A 16748-nucleotide genomic window follows, 5' to 3' on the forward strand; every position below is an offset into this window, starting at 1 on the left:
GCAGCATCCATAGCTATTTCTTCTCGCGATAATTGAGTTTCATCACCTCACGCACCTTCTCCATCACCCCCCGGGCCGTATTCCGGGCCCGGCCGGCGCCATCAGTCAACATGTCCCAGATGTCATCCGGTCGCTTGACCAGCTTGGCACGCCGCGTCCTGATCGGCGCCAGAGCGGCATTGAGATTAGCGGCCAGTTTCATCTTGCAGTCAACACAACCCAGTTCACCGGTCCGACACGGCGGCGCGATCACGTTCTCAGCGTCATCGGTATAGACCCGGTGAAGCAGATAAACCGGGCACATATCCGGATTACCGGGATCCCCCTTACGAATCTTGTTAGGGTCGGTGAAGAAAGTCTTTATCCGCGCCGTAGTATCTTCTTCGCTGTAGTCTATTGGAATATGGTTGTCATACGATTTGGACATCTTGCGCCTGTCACTGCCCAGAATGAGCGGCACCCTGGTGAAAAGCGCCTCGGGCAGCACGAAAGTATCGCCATAAAGACGGTTAAACCGCTTGGCGACATCGTTGGCCAACCAGATGTGCTTCTCCTGGTCCTTACCCACCGGCACCTTATGAGCGTTGTAAAGACAAATATCCGCCGCCTGCAAGACCGGGTAGCCCAGAAAGCCAAAAGAATCAAGGGCATCCTTCTTCTCTTGATAAGTTGGCAATCGCATCAGGGTCGGAACAGACACCAACAGGGAAAACAGCAGATTCAATTCAGCGTGCTCTTTGACATCGGACTGAATAAATATCGCGCATTTTTCCGGGTCCAGACCGGCAGCCAGAAGATCAATCGCCATTTGAAAGATATTTTCCTTCAGGTTGCCGGGGTCCTCAAACTCCGCCGTCAGCGCGTGCCAGTCGACAATACACAGGTACATATGAAAATCGTCTTGCAGATGTACCCAGTTGCGTACCGCCCCTTCGAGGTTGCCCACATGAACCGCGCCTGTCGGCTGCATACCGGATAAGATTGTCTCTTTGTTGCCCGCCGGTGTCTTGCCTGAGGTATTAATCTTTGGCACTCCTTCTATCGGGATAAAAACCGCATAATTTTACCCGCAAAGTTTAAGCTTAAACATATTTTAAATCAAATAAAACTTTTGGCATTTTTCTCCATGAAAACAGCAATCAACACGGAAATTGCAATCGGTCTTGTCAAATGAGAGAAAAAGACAACCCGAAGGCTCAGGTCGTCATGCCGCCGATCGTGGAATCCATGAACAAATACGGTTTCCATCTATCGTCGACGCTGTGGTTGCGCTGAATGAACGTGATGTAAGTCGGCCGGGTGGGACGTTTGAGCAGCTTCATCTGTGACTGCTCCGGCGTGCGGTCACCTTTCAGGTTGTTGCACTTCGCACACGAGCATACCAGATTCTCCCAGCTTTCAGTGCCCCCCATTGTCTTTGGGATTACATGGTCAACCGTCATCGGGCCTTTGGATGTCCCGCAATACTGGCAACGGTTACCGTCGCGCGTGATTATGTTCTTGCGCGTCAACATAATCCTCTTGAACGGCACCTTCTTGTACTGCGAAAGCCTGACCACGGACGGAAGAGAGAAACTGCGCGAGATACTGCGAATCTTTAAACCATCAGCCGTCTCAATCATCTCCGCCTTCCCCTGAAACAAAAGCACCACCGCCCGGCGAGCCGAGGTGATTGTCAGCGGCTCATAATTCTGATTCAGCATCAGAACACTTCGATTTATCAGAGAGTTCTCCATGACCTATTTCTAATACACCCTCTTAACCGGCCGGGTTCGTCGGCCATATGTAAATCCGTAGTATCGAGGCACCGGTCAGCCCGCTGCCGGTCTTTTAGCCAACTTCCTGAAAAAATTATACCTTCGCCGCGAATTGTCAACAGGAATCTACAGACGACTTACCGGCCAATCCTCCGTCGCTATAAAAAAACCGCCCGATAAGAGGGCGGCTTTTCCAAGTCTCTTTTAGCACTACACCGGCGATTCCTCGTCGCTCAAGCTCTTTTCGATCTCGTACCTCTTTATCTTGTCAAAGAGCGTAGTGTAATCAATTTTGAGAATTTGCGAAGCCTTGCGCTTGTTGTTACGCACCTGCTTGAGTACTCTCATAATCGCCGATTTCTCCGCCGCCGCCTGCGCATGCGCGCCAATCTCCTTGAGACCGGCTCCCTCGCGAAGCTGAATCTCCCCCGAGCGACGAAGACGAATCGCCAGATGGTCCGGGGTGATCTTCTTGCCCTCGGCAAGTATCACCGCCCGTTCCACCGTGTTCTGAAGCTCGCGCACATTACCGGGCCAGTGATAAGTCTCAAGCAGCTTGATAGCGTCACGCGAAAGCGACTTCGCCGGCTTGCGCATCTCGCGACAATACTTGTCGATAAAATAATCCGCCAACTCATGAATGTCATCCGGACGCTCGCGAAGCGATGGAATCTGAATCGGGAATACGGACAGGCGATAGTAAAGATCCTCACGGAACCTCTTGCCGCGAATCAGTTCGTTGAGGTCCATATTCGTGGCCGCGATAACGCGCACATCGACATCAACCGTCTTCGTACCGCCCAATCTCTCGAAGTTCTTCTGCTGCAAGACGCGAAGAAGCTTGGCCTGAAGAGCTATGTCCATATCGCCGATCTCATCGAGAAAGATCGTCCCGGTATGGGCTATCTCGAACTTACCCATCTTGCGCGCGTGAGCGCCCGTGAAAGCTCCCTTCTCGGAACCGAACAACTCGTTCTCCAGAAGCTCCCCGGGGATGGCCGCGCAATTGATGGCTATATATGGCTTATCCTTGCGAAGAGACATGGTGTGAATGGCCCGGGCGAATAACTCCTTACCCGTTCCCGATTCTCCCTGGAGAAGAACCGACGCATCCGATACCGCTACCTTCTCCATCAAGCGGCATATCTCAAGCATCTTCTCATTCTTGCCAATGATATTGCCGATACCGCTGTTGGCGAAAAGCTCCTGGCGAAGCAGCGTGTTCTCGGCGATCATCCGACGGTTCTCGAGCGCCCGGCCTACCAGTACGCAAAGATGCTCCGTGTCGAACGGCTTGGTAACAAAATCGAATGCCCCCATCTTCATCGCCGTCACGGCGTCCTCAATCGTACCATACGCTGTCATCAGAATCACGGCCGTCTCGGAGTCCACCTCTTTTACCTCCGATAACACCTGCAATCCATCTATGTCAGGCATCTTAAGATCGGTGAGTACAAGATCGTAAGATTTGTTGCGAACCAGATCCACCGCCTTTTTGCCCGTGGCTGCCGAGTCTACCCGATGTCCTTCTTCAAGCAGAGTCTCGGTGAGCATATTGCGCATGGAGTCTTTATCGTCCACCACAAGGATGTTTGGCATGTTTACTCCTCTGGACTTGAAAGTACCTTCCTAACCGGTATCTCAAAAAAGCCCTAAAGTAAGGCTCTTTACGTATATCGGCTTTCAGTCGGCAGAATAAAGGAATTGCCCTGCGCAATTATTAGACAATCTTTGAAGGTAAGTTACCGGACGGTAAGTCGTTCCACGACTGTAAAGCCGCAGTACTCGGCCTTGAGGAAACAGATTCCGGCGGACGAAAGCCCCGGACTGATTTTGGCTACATTCACCGTGATCTTATAATAACCGTAACCCAACCGGCGAACCACCAGTGGACGAATCACGGCCGAACGCTCGTCCAGAAGGTTGATCGACACAAAACAACCGCCCTGATCGATATGAAACTCTATCGCCGGAGCCATCGGCTCCAAAGGATTAAGCGGCTCATCAACATAGAAAGAATCGATTCTTCTCGCTGAAATCAAAGTATAGAGGCTGTCCGAAGACAATATTTGGGGGTCGATCCAGGCTTTCTCATAATAACCCTGCGTGGATACCTCCGGCTGGTCATAGATGACAGTCTGACGTTTCCCGCAGCCATGCCCGATTATTACGATTGATAACAGAATAAAACCGATCAGCCCTGTCAGCAACCCCTGTTTCAATTCGAACATAATGTCCTCAATATCTCACGGTTTACAGTTCCGGCAAGGCGACAAGCCTTCCCGCAAACCCTCCTCCCGCGTCTTAAACCTCCGGTAAGTGCCTTCTTTAAGCTCGGCTACCGATGAACAACCCGGTCGATGAAGCCGGAACGAACCGCTCTTCGCAATGTAATACTCTTCGGATCGCCGGGGCAAGGACCACACCCCAATTTTCCGGTCCATGGCCCGCCGCTGAGCCGCCAGAAGCTGGCTCGTCTCCGGCCGCCGCAAATCCTCGTCCTTGAACAAATAAAGATACCCCAGACCGTTCTCCAGAATCGCCTTGTTTACAAAAAGGCTGTCGATATAAAGATAACCCAGCAGCCTTCCATACCGGTCCCTTCGAGCCGATGTATACTCGATTTTCGCCACCCGGTTCAAACCAAGGTCGCCAACGAGACTCTTCGCCTCTTCATAAAATGGCTCGTCCTTTTCGGGCGTATCAATAGACAGCAAACGAAGCCGGTCCCCCCCCAGCAACTCCACCGTGTCACCGTCGAGTATTCTCACGATGGTAAAGCGGTCATCCGGATGACGGTCAAAACCGATATCCTCGACCAGACGAACCGTCAGGATCAAAACCACCAGAACGGCGATTATGACCAGACGGCGCAGAAGCTTGTTGCTTTTTTTAGACGCTCGCGCCATTCACCCTCACCTCTGACCACCCGCTGCCGGTCGGCAAAACCTCGATAATCTCTTCCACCCCGTCCTTGACATCTTCGATATGCGTAATCAGCAAAATCTGCGGAAACCGACTTTTGAGCTTCGCCATCGCCTGAAGTATAAGTTCCTTCCGCTGAGCATCCTGAGACCCGAAAACTTCATCGAGTATAACGAATGAACGCTGAAGACCCGCCGACTCGGTCAGCGCCAGCGAAATAGCCAGGCGCAGACAAAGATTAGCAAGGTCCTTTTCCCCGCCGCTGAATCTGTCAACTCCATAATAAGCGCCGCTATCCATTATTCTCAAATTGTATTTCTCGTCCAAATCGACCAGCGTGTACTTACCATCGGTCATATCACCGAATAACCTCGAAGATATCTCTGATAGCGACGGCCTGATTCCGGCAACAAGATTCTGGCGGAAGTCGGCGAAAAGCCTGGCAAGTTTCTCACCATAATAGTGTGCCGACCTCGACTGCTCCAGCTCAACGGCAGCCTTCTGGTAGCTCTTCAACTGGTCCAACCTGCTTTCCAACTCTTTTTCATGAAGCTCTTTCTCTTTAACCTTGCTCATCAAATCCGTTTTCACCTTATCCAGCCTGTCGCGAACGGAATTGAACCTCTCAGACACCTTCATGAACTCCTGCTCGCTCGCCCCCAGAGTATCCAACTCACTGCGCCCCTGCGAAAGAGTCGCCTCAACGTCTGCGAATCTCTTACCGGTCTCTTCAAGACCCTTCTGTGCAACCGGCAACCGGACCAGCCCGCCTTTTAACTGGTCGCTATGCTGTTTGATTCCCTCCAATTGCTCGGCCTGAACGGTCAACGCTTCAAACTTGCTGCGGTCAAAAACCTCTCCTTCATATTTTTTGAGTTCCGCACTGATCTCACTCAGCTTCATCTGCGTTTTTTCATACGCGGCCGCCGCCAACTGCCTGGTCTTTTCGACCGCTTTAAGGTCAACATTCAGTTGGTAGATATCCCGCTGTACCCTCTCAAGCTGCGTCACCTCGGTTGCCAACTCCTCGCCCGACTTCTTGCGAACCACCAACTCACCGTCGAGCCTCTTCATTTCCTGCTGAAGCTTCTCCAACTCACTGCCGAGATGTCCCCTGATACCGTCGTAATCCTCACCGAACGGTCTCAGGCAGCGGTCGCAGATCGAATCCGGCCCAAGCTGCTCTATCGACAACAACTGTGACTTCAGCTTATCGGCCTCTTTCTGCAATGATGTCGCTTCCGCCTTTATCTTGCTGTACGCTTCTCGCGCCGATTCCAAATTCTCTTTCTTCTCCGCAAGTATCTTTTCGAAATCAGCGGGAAAAGAACCGAGCTTCGTTCTTATGCCGCCGATGCGCTCTTCGGATTTTTTGACATCCTCCTGCAGTTGGGCCAACTCGTCAGACATATCCTTCTTGCGCGACATCAGATCATCTCTGACTGCCAGCCGACTCTTGATTTCCCTGAGTGATTCCAACTGTTTCTTTACTTCGGGGAAAACCACCAGTCGTTCGTTTAACTTCTGCAGTTCGCCCTGGTCGTTTGCCAGTTTCTGGATTTCTTCCCGATAACGGTCGGCCTGCTCATTCAGACTCTCAAGGGTCTGCTCATTAGCTTCAATCTGCGCCTTCAGGCGGGTCCATCGCTCCCTCTTGAGCTGAGCTTCATTAAACTCCTTCTCGACCGCCTTGAATTCCGCTTCGGCAGCACGCAACTCAGCCTGGAGCTTCCCCACCGGCTCCGCCAGACCCGAAATCATTCCATTCAATTGCGCGATTCGGCTTTCTACCTGTACTTTATCCACCAGTTGATTCTCTATAAAGCGCGCCTTCTCCTGACTCAGCTTGGTATCTTCCTTCACCCTCTGTATGGCCTTGTCCAGCCGTTCGATACCGAGCATGCCCGCCAGATGGTCGCGTCGTTTCGATGGCTGCAAATCCGACAGGGCATTAAGCTCCTGCTGCCTTGCCAAAAAGGAGCTTAGAAACCCACGCCAGTCCAGCCCGAGCAATTGACCCACATACGCCTTGGTTTCGTTGACACCGACCGACTCCGATGAATCGCCCCGGTAAAGCTCCACCTCGGCCCTCTCCGACTTGCCCACCAACCGTCGGACAACTCTATACTTTTCCTCATTAATAGAGAAGCCCAGGCTGACCTCGCAGTTATCGGTCGGGCGGGCAAACACTGACTTGATTTCATCGCGGCCGGTACGTGCCGCCTGGTTGCCATAGAGCGCCCACGCGACAGCCTCGATTATCGATGACTTCCCGGCGCCGTTCGGCCCGATTATACCTATCACCTTATCCGGAAATGTCAGGCTGACATTGCGGATAACCCGAAAGTTACTGATTTCAAGAGAGATTAGACGCATCCCGTCACCACAAAAATCAGAATCACCCACAAAGTCAAGGACTTCTTGGAAACGCCATGTCACATATACAATTGGCCTCCGGCATCAAGGGACGAACCACCAACAGGTTTTTTATGTTCTCATCTGAAAAGGTTGTTGTATAATAGGACACCATGTCACAGACTGAACAGAACAACAAGATTAACACCATTTCAAGGCTTCTCGAAGATTTGTTCGAGGTCGGCGCCATCTACGAACAGGCCGACCATCTCGTCATCAACCTGTCCAACCGCTTTGACAAAGAGACCTCGATAAAACTCGTTTCCGACCGGCTGGAACTGGCCGGCTATACTTTCAAAATATCCGACAACAACGGCGAACTGTATATAAGAATCGATCCGAAAGCCCGCCTTAAGATTCCGACCATTAACATTGTCCTGTTCTTGGTTACATTGCTTACGGTCTATGTGGTGCCTGTTCTCTACCTCCAGTCAGAAGTTGCCTATTACAGCTATCGCTGGAACGCAGGAATCCTGCCCGGCGAGGATCTCTCTGCGTGGGAGAGTTTGAAAATCACGATCGTTTCGTTTCCTGACACCATGGTGCGCACGCTGGATGCTCTTGCCCACGGGGCCGGCATCCAATTCACACTAGCCATGATATCCATCCTGTTCGTTCATGAGATGGGACATTTCGTTGCCAGCCGCCGTCGCAAGATTATAACTTCGTGGCCCTATTTCATCCCAGCGCCGAACATCATTGGTACTTTCGGGGCAATCATAAAAGCGAAGTCACCATTCTGGAATCGCAGAGACCTCATTGAGGTGGGGGCGGCAGGACCCATCGCCGGTTGGCTGGTAGCTATTGCCTGGCTTTGGTATGGACTTTCTCGGTCAGTGTTGCTTCCACAGGATGTTGCGCGGGTGGGCGACTATCCCTTTTACCTATACGGGGAATCATTACTGATGAGACTGTCAGCAATCACTATTGTCGGCCAACCGCCAGCGAACTTCGAGTACCTACTAACAGAGGCTGCTTTCGCCGGCTGGGTGGGATTGCTGGTAACAGCCATCAATCTTTTGCCGATAGGACAGCTAGACGGCGGCCACATCATATACGGGTTAGGACGACGCTGGCAATACTACTTTGGGATGGCGGCGATGGGAGCACTCCTCGTCATGGGTTATTACTCGCCGATCTGGTGGGTCTTCGCCGCTTTCGGATTGATCTTCGGCGTGAAGCATCCTCCGACACTGAATGATTACAAAAAACCCGGTGGAGTGGCCACTGGGATGGGAATACTCGCGCTGATAGTTCTCGTGATTTCGTTTACACCGATACCTTTTGGTTTGTGAGAATCTCTTCGATGCTCGATACATCCTCCGTGTGACCATACATCTCTCTGAAATTAACCTTCCCCTTTCTAACGACCTCAAAGAATATCTGGACTACCACCGGATCGAATTGCGAACCACTGTACTTGACCAGCTCCGAAATCGCGGTCTCAAAGCTGCGGCCTTTGCGATAAGGACGATCCGACATAATCGCGTCGAACGTATCCGCGACCGCCAACAGCCGTCCCTCTATCGGAATATCATCACCCCTGAGACCGCCGGGATAGCCCGAACCATCATACCACTCATGGTGCGCCATGATATACGGAATCGCCGGACGGAAAAGGTCGATTTCGCTGATGATCTTCAGGCCCACTTCGGGATGCTGCTGCATTCTGAACCGTTCTTCGTCGGTAAGCGATGCCGGCTTGTTGAGTATTGAATCCGGCACTCCGATTTTGCCGATGTCGTGCAGCGTGCAACCCATCTGCAGACTTGATATCCTGCCCTTGGTCCAGCCCATCTCCTCGGCAATCAATTCCGCCAGTCGGCCGACTCTGTCGGTATGGCCGGCCGTATATTCGTCGCGCGCTTCAATCGCGTTGGCCAATCCCCGAATAGCCTCCAGATAAGAACGTTCGAGGTTCTTGTAAAGACGGCTGTTGGCTATTGCCGACGCCGCCGCGTTGCTCAATATCGTGAGCACATCGAGCTGTCCGCGCGTCAATTCGTCAAACCGCCGCACCAACAGCAAATCAATTATACCGTGAAGATGCCCCCTGATGGATATCGGCTGTGATATGAATATCTTGGTCGCCGGCTTGCCATGACATTCCACCAGCTCCCGCCGGATTAGCGGACGATTGAGACTTCCGGACTTCAAAGAACGTTGCTTCGATTCCTCCGCCAGCGCCTCAAGACACTCTTCGCGCTCACAATCACAGAACTCCGTTACCACCTCGCCCGTCTCCGGGTCGAGCTCCGTTATGCACACCGCCTGCGCCGATAGTTCCTTCTTGCACGATTCAACGACCAGCTTGAGAAAACTCGTCATGTTCTCTTCAGCCACCGCCGCGTTGGCCACCTTGAGAAACTCGATTTGTCCCTTCAAATTGACTACATCGCGCCTCACCCTCTGGTGCTCCAGACCGCGCTCAATGGCGGCCTTGAGAATATCCAGCTTGAAAGGCTTAACCAGAAAATCGTAAGCGCCTTTCTTAAGCACCGATATAGCCGTCTGAACCGTCGGATGAGCCGTCATAAGGATCACTATGGCGTCGGGATGATGCGCGTGCGTGCGCTCCATCACCTGGATACCCGAATGGTCCCCCATAACCAGATCGGTCAGAACCAGATCCACGGCGTTATTCTCGATGTGTTCCAGACACTGAGAAGGATCACAAAACGAAACCACGTTGTATGGCTCTGAAGAAAGTGCTTCGGTGATGATACCGCAGATATACTTCTCATCATCGACGACGACGATATTCGTCTGGCGGCTGTTTACCATGGGTGTCCTTTCTGTCTTCAGGTCAATCTTTTTATCGGACAACCTTGTACCTTTGCACAGCCGATTGGAAATTTCTGTATAATAATTGAGCTTGGACTTTCTTGACGATCTTAAGCGGAAAACATATCGGCCAGATAAGATGATCTGACCAGTGGAGCCGACAGGACCTTCGGTATCCCCGATGCTTCAGCCATCTCTTTCAATTGGGCAAACTCATCCGGATGAAGATATTTCCTGACCGGATAATGAGCCTTCGATGGAGCCAGATATTGACCAATGGTTAAGATTGAAACATTATTATTGGCGAGATCCCCGAACACCTCTTTCAACTCATCAAAGGTCTCCCCCAGCCCGACCATCAACCCGGACTTCGTCACAATACCCGAATTGTCAGCGACATATTTCAAAAGGGCCAGCGACGATTTATAACTCGCCTGCGGCCTCACTTCGCTGTAAAGAGCCGGCACCGTCTCCACATTATGATTAAACACATCCGGAGCCGAAGCTACAATCGTGTCGGCGGCCCCCACTTTACCCAGAAAGTCGGGCGTGAGTATTTCCACCTTCACACCCGGGACCTCCGCTCTTAACAATCTCACCACTTCCGCGAAATGCCCCGCCCCGCCATCAGGCAGGTCATCGCGGGTAACCGACGTAACGACAACATACTTTAACTCAAGCTCTTTCGCCACCTGGGCCACCCGATACGGCTCGTCAGCATCCCGCGGCGCAGGCTGTCCCGGATTAATATCGCAAAACCGGCAATTGCGCGTGCAAACGGGCCCGAGAATCAAAAATGTCGCCGTCCCACGATTAAAGCACTCACCGCGGTTAGGACAATTCGCAGCCTGACACACCGTGTTGAGCCGGTGCTCTTTCAGAAGATGACTCACGTGGTCAAACTCGCTCCCACTAAAAGCCTTCACCCGAAGCCACGATGGTTTTCTCTGTAAGTCACTCATAACGCGATAATCTCCACCAATTGAATCAAGTATATCAAAAATCGCTCGATAATCAAGAGAAAGAGACAAAATCAACCGATTCTACGGGGTAACGATGTCGCATCCTACGAAAGTACTCACCACCGCCGTCCTGGCTTTACTGTTTACAGCCCAACCGGCTCTCTCCACCGATCGCAAGCCGGTAATCCAAAAAGTTCATACCGACAGCCTCGAAAACATGACTCAAATCCGTTTGAAATCCTATAGAGACGAAACACCGGTTCGCGAAATACGGACCGTCGAACATCCCTCATACCACCTCACCGGCTGGGTTAACGGCAACGAACTCTACAAAGGCTACATAGATCCTTCCGCCTCCTGCGAGAATCCCTATCCCTTCCGCGTCACGGAAATCAGCATGCCCATGTACTTTTCCTCATCCTCCAGAATGTACGTCTCGGTCGACATTGAAGATGTCTACAATCCCACTCCAGGATGCCCCTGGCCAGGAGCCGTGCTGGCGATATCGGTCGATTACGAACTCTATATCCCCGAACCTGGCTATTACGATATCTGGATTCCGCTGGACACACCGATTGTCGTCAACGGTCCCTTCTTCGCCGGTTTCTTCATCGGAAGCACCGTAAACCCCGATGCTGGCGCCGCCCTGCTGACCTCCGATGATCCGACTGCCCTGTGCCGTTCGTACGAAATTTGGGACGAACAAATCGGCTTTATCGACTTGCTCAACAACAGTGTCTTCAATTTCCCCGGTCAGTTGGCTATCGGCGCGGCCGGTATTCCACAGCAATTGCTGCCTCAACAGCCGCCGCCACAAATCACCATTCTCTCCCCCAATGACAGCGACAAACTGCTTGGCAGCGGTTACATCTGGGCGTACGAATCCTCCGGCTCAAACATTATCGACTACGTATCGTTCGAGTACTCAACCGGAAACGGGTTTGTCGAAATCGGCCGCGACTATGATGGCTCCTCCAAATTACGAAACGATGCAGACGCTACGGGCGACGGCGACGGTTACAGCCAGATATGGAACTTCGCGAACCTCAAAGAAGGTAACTACCTGCTCAGGGTCACGGCCGTCGATACTCTGGGTAGAACCGCGTCTGAACAGATATCCGTTTATGTAGAGCCATCTCCGCCTCTCGCTCAGATTATCTCCTTTGAAGATGGATCCGATATTTGTGACCAAACAACAATTTTGATGTCTTGCTCCAACAGGGATATGTCCCACGTGAGTCTGTATATAAAAGAAGCCGATCTCGAATACTCGGCCGGAATGGTACCACTGCAAAAACAGAACTTCCCGACCTACTACAGCGGTCCAATGGCCGCCGCCCAAGCCATTCAACTGTGGAACAACCGCGGCTATACATCGCTGATGTCCGACGGCGGAAATGATACCTCTCTCGATGAACTGGTCGAGCAGATGGCCGCCCGGTTTAAGACACCGGAAAATCAAGGGACCATCGATGAACTCCTTTTCAGCGGCCTGTGCCGGTTCAGTCATGAACACGGCGACGCTCTCAGGATAGAACCCGTCAGATACCCGGACTATGCCGTAATACGAAAAGCAGTTGAAGAGCAGGAAAAGGCTGTTCTTATCGCCATCAGTGGAACATCGGGTAGCTGGCTGGCAGTCGATGGGTTCAGCGGATGGCTTCAGCCCGGCAGCACCTACCTTGTCTCTGTTTGCAGCCCGGCAAGCGGCGCAGTCGAAGTCATACCCGTCCGCCAGCTCAAAACCAGGAGCGAAATCTTTTTCGAAGATTCCTGGCACGCGATCGACCTCATGGTCTCGATTGGCGCGGCTGACTGGCAGGTGCAACGGATTATGATCGGGCAGGACAACGACGCCTCCGATGGGTGGTCGCTGCCATGGTCCCCATCTGATCTCGTACCGGACACGAGATATTTCATCCGGGCCGAGGGAATCGATGGCTCCGGGAGCAAGTGCGCCTCAACTACGATTGTAAATTACGATTGTTCGAATACATTCGGTCAGGGAGATTATGATCACGACGGCAACTCCAATCTCATAGATCTTGTCTATTTGACCGATTTTGTGACAAATGACGGTGATGCTCCTGCTGGGGGTGCGTGGCGGGGGGATGCCAACGGAGACACCTATGTCAACATCACGGACCTTGTCTACTATCTCAACTACCTTTATGGTATGGCGGGACCTCCGCGCTATTAATTTTCTCTCGTAGACAAGTAAAAGAAAGCCGCCCCCCGGGCGGCTTTCTTTGTTATGCTCGCTACTTGCGACGGGCTACCGCCGCGTTGATGGCCCGACGGGCTATCTCTGCTTCGATATCGCAGATCGATATCAGACTGTCGATAGCTTCATCGATGTGCTTCAACCACTCCGTCTCCGGATACCTCTGCCTCAAATCATCGGTCACCTCATCGGCAATCATCGCGATAAGCTCGGCATACCGCCGCTTCTTGCCCGCCTTCAGATAAGGAATAACATACTTGTTAGCCACGTGGCTGATTAATACCAGCCCAATCGAACCCAGCGCGCCCAAAAACGAGCCGGAATCAAATATGGATGCTTCCAACATTTCACCTCCCTTGTATTTCAGGTTTACTTGATTTCTTCACCAGCTCAACCGCCACTGCGTCTCGTCTGGCACCTCCAACCTCTGCCGGAGGATCACCCCGTCGGACCGGGCAATCGTAAATTCATACTTCGTGCCGGATGGCTCCAAAAGTGCTGACGGAATCAGGTCGAGATAGAAATATCCCTGTTCGTCCGTCGTCGTAGTCAGCGCCGAAGGCGATACTATCACACCGTTATAAAGAACCGTCCCCGACGCCAGGCTCGCCGTAACCGTCGCGTCATCTTCCGCCTCCCCGCCGGAAGTATACACGTATCCATAAACACGGCACAGCCCCGGCGACGGAGGAGCACCCGGATCAAACTGATCCCCGAAAACCGTATCAACCGTCGGACCATTCACTACGACCGTGTCATGCGCGGCAAAAACGTATCCTGCTGCCGAGGCGATCGCCAGGTAGCTGCCATCATCGAGATTGAACGACACTCTACCATCCGAGTCGGTCAACCCGGTTGCGATGAGCGACGTTTGTTCGAGATTGCGAATAACAACCGCTACTCCCCCAATCGCGGCGTCGACGCTGGTGTCGGCCGCCTGGACAACGCACGCATATGTCCCGCTGCCACTGCCGATGCCGGAAATCTCGGCGTCAAGATTACCGCCGAAAGTCCCGTTCACGATATGATTTAGCTGCGGCGTGTTCCAGACCCACGAAGCAATCGAGGCCGAATCCGCCCCTCCGCCGACCGCCCCCGAATCGGCATGCACCGACAACTTGTGCCAGAAACCATCCGCGTACAAACTGGAGTCCCGGCCGGTAATCGTATCGGCCATCTCGGAAAACTCTCCCGCATCCAGAACGACCGGCGTCGCCAGTGGATCGAACGATGACACCCAGTCATCATGATTCTGGATACTGTCCAGCAGGGCATAGAGGCTGTCGATTACCTTCGCCTGCCATATCAGCGTATCATACAGCTTCGCCGCGAATGCCGCCGAATCACCGATATCATCAAGCCCCCAGCCCACCACCTGAAACTCGAAACCGGCGCGTGAGTAAAGCCCCAGTGAGGTATTCTTGGCGATAAATTCACCGGCGTAGGCGCCGGGCATCCCCGCGCCATCAATGTCCGCCACCAACCGATGGTAATAATAGACAGTCTTACCGGCCACCCTGGTTGTGTCCAACCCGACCATGGAGGTGAGCCCCGAATCCTTGAACACTACGTCATCGGTGTGTGACTTCAACACCACCACCCAGAAACTGTCAGCGCTAATCGGATTACATCCGGCAGAGTCCCAGTTCACCAGCGAGACTGTTATGGAATCCTGTCCCGACATCCCCGTATTGCCGACAATCCCTCCATAGCCTGCCTGAACCAATACCAGCGCCACGAAAAACACCGTCACTAATACCCTTTGCATCCGCCCTCCTTATGCCCGATCATCTGTTTCCTTCGCCCTGATACCGTCTCATCGGCGACAACCTGCTCCGTATAAGTCGCGTACATCGAGAAATTAAACGAAGTCAGCGATGAATGCGTCCACCCATCCCAGTCCAGACCGCAGTAAGTGTTGTCCGTCGATACGGCGTTGGTGACACCGTTGTAGTAGATGGTCCCGCCGCTGCGCGGGGCACAACTGACCGCCACTCCGTACTCATTTCCTTCAGATAGCTCCTGCTCCAATATCGCGCTGCTAAACCACGCGGGAGTACCACCCGAAATAGTCACATTCACCCGGTCGCCGACCCTGCTCTGCGGTGTACCACTGACAATCTCGAACGCCGCCATGCTGACACTCATGTCCCCCGACCCGGTTTCGCAGCCATAAACGGAATACTGGGTGATCGTGGCTGTCTTCCCCGATGGCACCTGGTACGTATTGACACCCGCGAGCCTGTGACAATAAGCATAAAGCAGATTCCAGCTCATGGTCGAACCGCCCACCGAGGTGTTTCCGAAAGTCGGATCAATTGTTACAGGATAATCCGCCGATTCGAGCCACATCTTATCTAAGACTATCTCGAACCGTCCTCTCTTTACATCAATGTTCAAATCGCACCACACCGTGTCATTGCCGCTCCAGGCCTTTGGACGATACACGATAAATGCCTGCCCGGTGCGGTACTCATTTACCAGTGTGTCACCACCCGACACAGACAGAATGTTGTCGGACCTCAACGCATGGTAGGCGACCCACGCCCCGACCACCGAGTCCGGCCGAATCGCCCCAAGAACATCCCGCTCGAACACGCTAAGGCTGTCCTGGTAATAAAACCTGAGATTCTTGACACTCATCGCGTATTCGAGAACGTTCGAAGCAGGCCTCCGCTTAAGCACAATCTCCCATTCCAGGCCGGACTCATTGCGATAAAACCGGTGCCCGATATCATCACTTAACGCCTCAATGGTGTCACCTTCTACCCGGTAACCAGACGGCCCGGCACCGCAAGCAATCTCGAGCCGACACTCCCCCTGCCACAGGTCCAGACTAAGCCGGCAACCACTTGCGTCCTTGCTGATGTTCGCTGTCATGCAACGGCGGTTGTGATTCGATATTGCTTCACCGTCGTAAAGCCTGATCGTATGCTCATCGCCCGCTACCAACGTTGACCACACCATCAACACCGACAATACCGCAAGACACAGTCCATAAACCTTCCCACTGCTACCCATCCTGACGTTTCACTTTCTTTGACGGCTTCAAAGGTTCCTTGCCATCACTCGGCAGATTTTTCCGCCGGATGTCGTCCAGCATCTTCCAGAATTTCTCCTGGTCGGCCTGCGACGGCATCAGTTTCTTTCTCATTTCAACCATCTTCAAAAAATCCCCTATTTTGATATCCTCGCTTTTGACACGTATCAGTTTTTCGTAGTAATTCTTGATTAGGCCATCCAGCACGTCAACCCCAACCGGATGCTGCCCGCTGTCATCGGCGGATTTCTTTTTTCCTGTCACCTCAATCGCCCATCTCCACTACCAGAAGGTCAACCGTCACCGGTCCGCCGGCCGATTGGTCCCGTGCGATTTTAAACCCGCTCGATATTTCACTTCCAACCACATACGCCGACAGCTCACTCCTGGGACGCACAAAAACACGCGGATTGGTAAGGCTCGCCGGAAGATGATTGCCGCGAAAATCCGTCAACTGCTCAAAAGCGACCGATTGCGCGCTATCGCCAACATCAACACTACCGAAGAAAACCGACTTGACCGAATCAACGCTCTCCACGGTGAGAAACTCAATCTCACTCCAGCCCGATGTCCCCCAGACGCTCACGTCAGGCACGAACCACACTCTTCTGCCCGTCACATTCACCAATGCCGTTAACATG

General features: G+C 52.8%; 15 protein-coding genes. 2 read left to right on the forward strand and 13 right to left on the reverse strand.

Annotation, left to right across the window (positions count from 1 at the left end):
• Positions 1-13 precede the first annotated feature (13 nt).
• From trpS to AB1483_04115, 6 genes are all read right to left on the reverse strand, one after another.
• Positions 14-1033, reverse strand: coding sequence for a tryptophan--tRNA ligase (trpS, locus tag AB1483_04090; GenBank protein ID MEW6411638.1), 1020 nt, complete (start codon positions 1031-1033; stop codon positions 14-16).
• A gap of 163 nt (positions 1034-1196) precedes the next feature.
• The gene (locus AB1483_04095) at positions 1197-1703 is read right to left on the reverse strand and encodes an HNH endonuclease (protein ID MEW6411639.1); all 507 of its coding nucleotides are present in this window, start codon (positions 1701-1703) and stop codon (positions 1197-1199) included.
• A gap of 264 nt (positions 1704-1967) precedes the next feature.
• Positions 1968-3356, reverse strand: coding sequence for a sigma-54 dependent transcriptional regulator (locus AB1483_04100; protein ID MEW6411640.1), 1389 nt, complete (start codon positions 3354-3356; stop codon positions 1968-1970).
• 143 nt (positions 3357-3499) lie between these two features.
• The gene (locus AB1483_04105) at positions 3500-3988 is read right to left on the reverse strand and encodes a hypothetical protein (GenBank protein ID MEW6411641.1); all 489 of its coding nucleotides are present in this window, start codon (positions 3986-3988) and stop codon (positions 3500-3502) included.
• Between the two features lie 15 nt (positions 3989-4003).
• The gene (locus AB1483_04110) at positions 4004-4666 is read right to left on the reverse strand and encodes a thermonuclease family protein (protein MEW6411642.1); all 663 of its coding nucleotides are present in this window, start codon (positions 4664-4666) and stop codon (positions 4004-4006) included.
• On the reverse strand, positions 4650-7058 hold the full coding sequence (locus AB1483_04115) for an SMC family ATPase (protein MEW6411643.1): 2409 nt from the start codon (positions 7056-7058) through the stop codon (positions 4650-4652). The genes AB1483_04110 and AB1483_04115 overlap by 17 nt, the downstream gene beginning before the upstream one ends.
• 152 nt (positions 7059-7210) lie before the next feature.
• Here AB1483_04115 and AB1483_04120 point away from each other — a divergent pair, with 152 nt between their 5' ends.
• Positions 7211-8392, forward strand: coding sequence for a site-2 protease family protein (locus tag AB1483_04120; protein MEW6411644.1), 1182 nt, complete (start codon positions 7211-7213; stop codon positions 8390-8392).
• On the opposite strand, the gene AB1483_04125 is transcribed toward AB1483_04120, so the two are convergent.
• Together AB1483_04125 and lipA are read right to left on the reverse strand one after the other, a co-directional pair.
• Complete coding sequence (locus tag AB1483_04125) at positions 8367-9881, reverse strand: HD domain-containing phosphohydrolase (GenBank protein MEW6411645.1); 1515 nt, start codon at positions 9879-9881, stop codon at positions 8367-8369. The two genes, AB1483_04120 and AB1483_04125, sit on opposite strands and share 26 nt — an antisense overlap.
• Positions 9882-9991: 110 nt before the next feature.
• Positions 9992-10843, reverse strand: a complete 852-nt coding sequence (gene lipA, locus AB1483_04130) for a lipoyl synthase (GenBank protein ID MEW6411646.1) — start codon at positions 10841-10843, stop codon at positions 9992-9994.
• 94 nt (positions 10844-10937) lie between these two features.
• Between lipA and AB1483_04135 the strand changes: the two genes are divergently transcribed.
• Positions 10938-13043 carry a dockerin type I repeat-containing protein gene (locus AB1483_04135; GenBank protein ID MEW6411647.1) on the forward strand — a complete coding sequence of 702 codons (2106 nt, stop codon included), beginning with the start codon at positions 10938-10940 and terminating at the stop codon, positions 13041-13043.
• A gap of 61 nt (positions 13044-13104) precedes the next feature.
• Here the strand turns inward: AB1483_04135 and AB1483_04140 are convergent, their stop codons facing one another.
• Genes AB1483_04140 through AB1483_04160 form a run of 5 tightly spaced genes read right to left on the reverse strand, consistent with a single transcriptional unit; the run spans position 13105 to position 16747 of the window.
• Positions 13105-13413: a hypothetical protein gene (locus AB1483_04140; GenBank protein ID MEW6411648.1), complete on the reverse strand. Its 309-nt coding sequence runs from the start codon at positions 13411-13413 to the stop codon at positions 13105-13107.
• 36 nt (positions 13414-13449) lie between these two features.
• Positions 13450-14835 carry a carboxypeptidase-like regulatory domain-containing protein gene (locus AB1483_04145; GenBank protein MEW6411649.1) on the reverse strand — a complete coding sequence of 462 codons (1386 nt, stop codon included), beginning with the start codon at positions 14833-14835 and terminating at the stop codon, positions 13450-13452.
• A complete protein-coding gene (locus tag AB1483_04150; GenBank protein MEW6411650.1) occupies positions 14820-16088 on the reverse strand; it encodes a hypothetical protein in 1269 nt (422 codons plus the stop codon). Before AB1483_04150 ends, AB1483_04145 begins: the two co-directional genes overlap by 16 nt.
• Positions 16081-16371, reverse strand: coding sequence for a hypothetical protein (locus AB1483_04155; protein ID MEW6411651.1), 291 nt, complete (start codon positions 16369-16371; stop codon positions 16081-16083). Before AB1483_04155 ends, AB1483_04150 begins: the two co-directional genes overlap by 8 nt.
• A 1-nt stretch (position 16372) precedes the next feature.
• On the reverse strand, positions 16373-16747 hold the full coding sequence (locus AB1483_04160) for a hypothetical protein (protein MEW6411652.1): 375 nt from the start codon (positions 16745-16747) through the stop codon (positions 16373-16375).
• Position 16748: the final 1 nt, after the last annotated feature.

It is taken from the genome of Candidatus Zixiibacteriota bacterium, from assembly GCA_040756055.1.
Lineage (GTDB): Bacteria > Zixibacteria > MSB-5A5 > GN15 > FEB-12.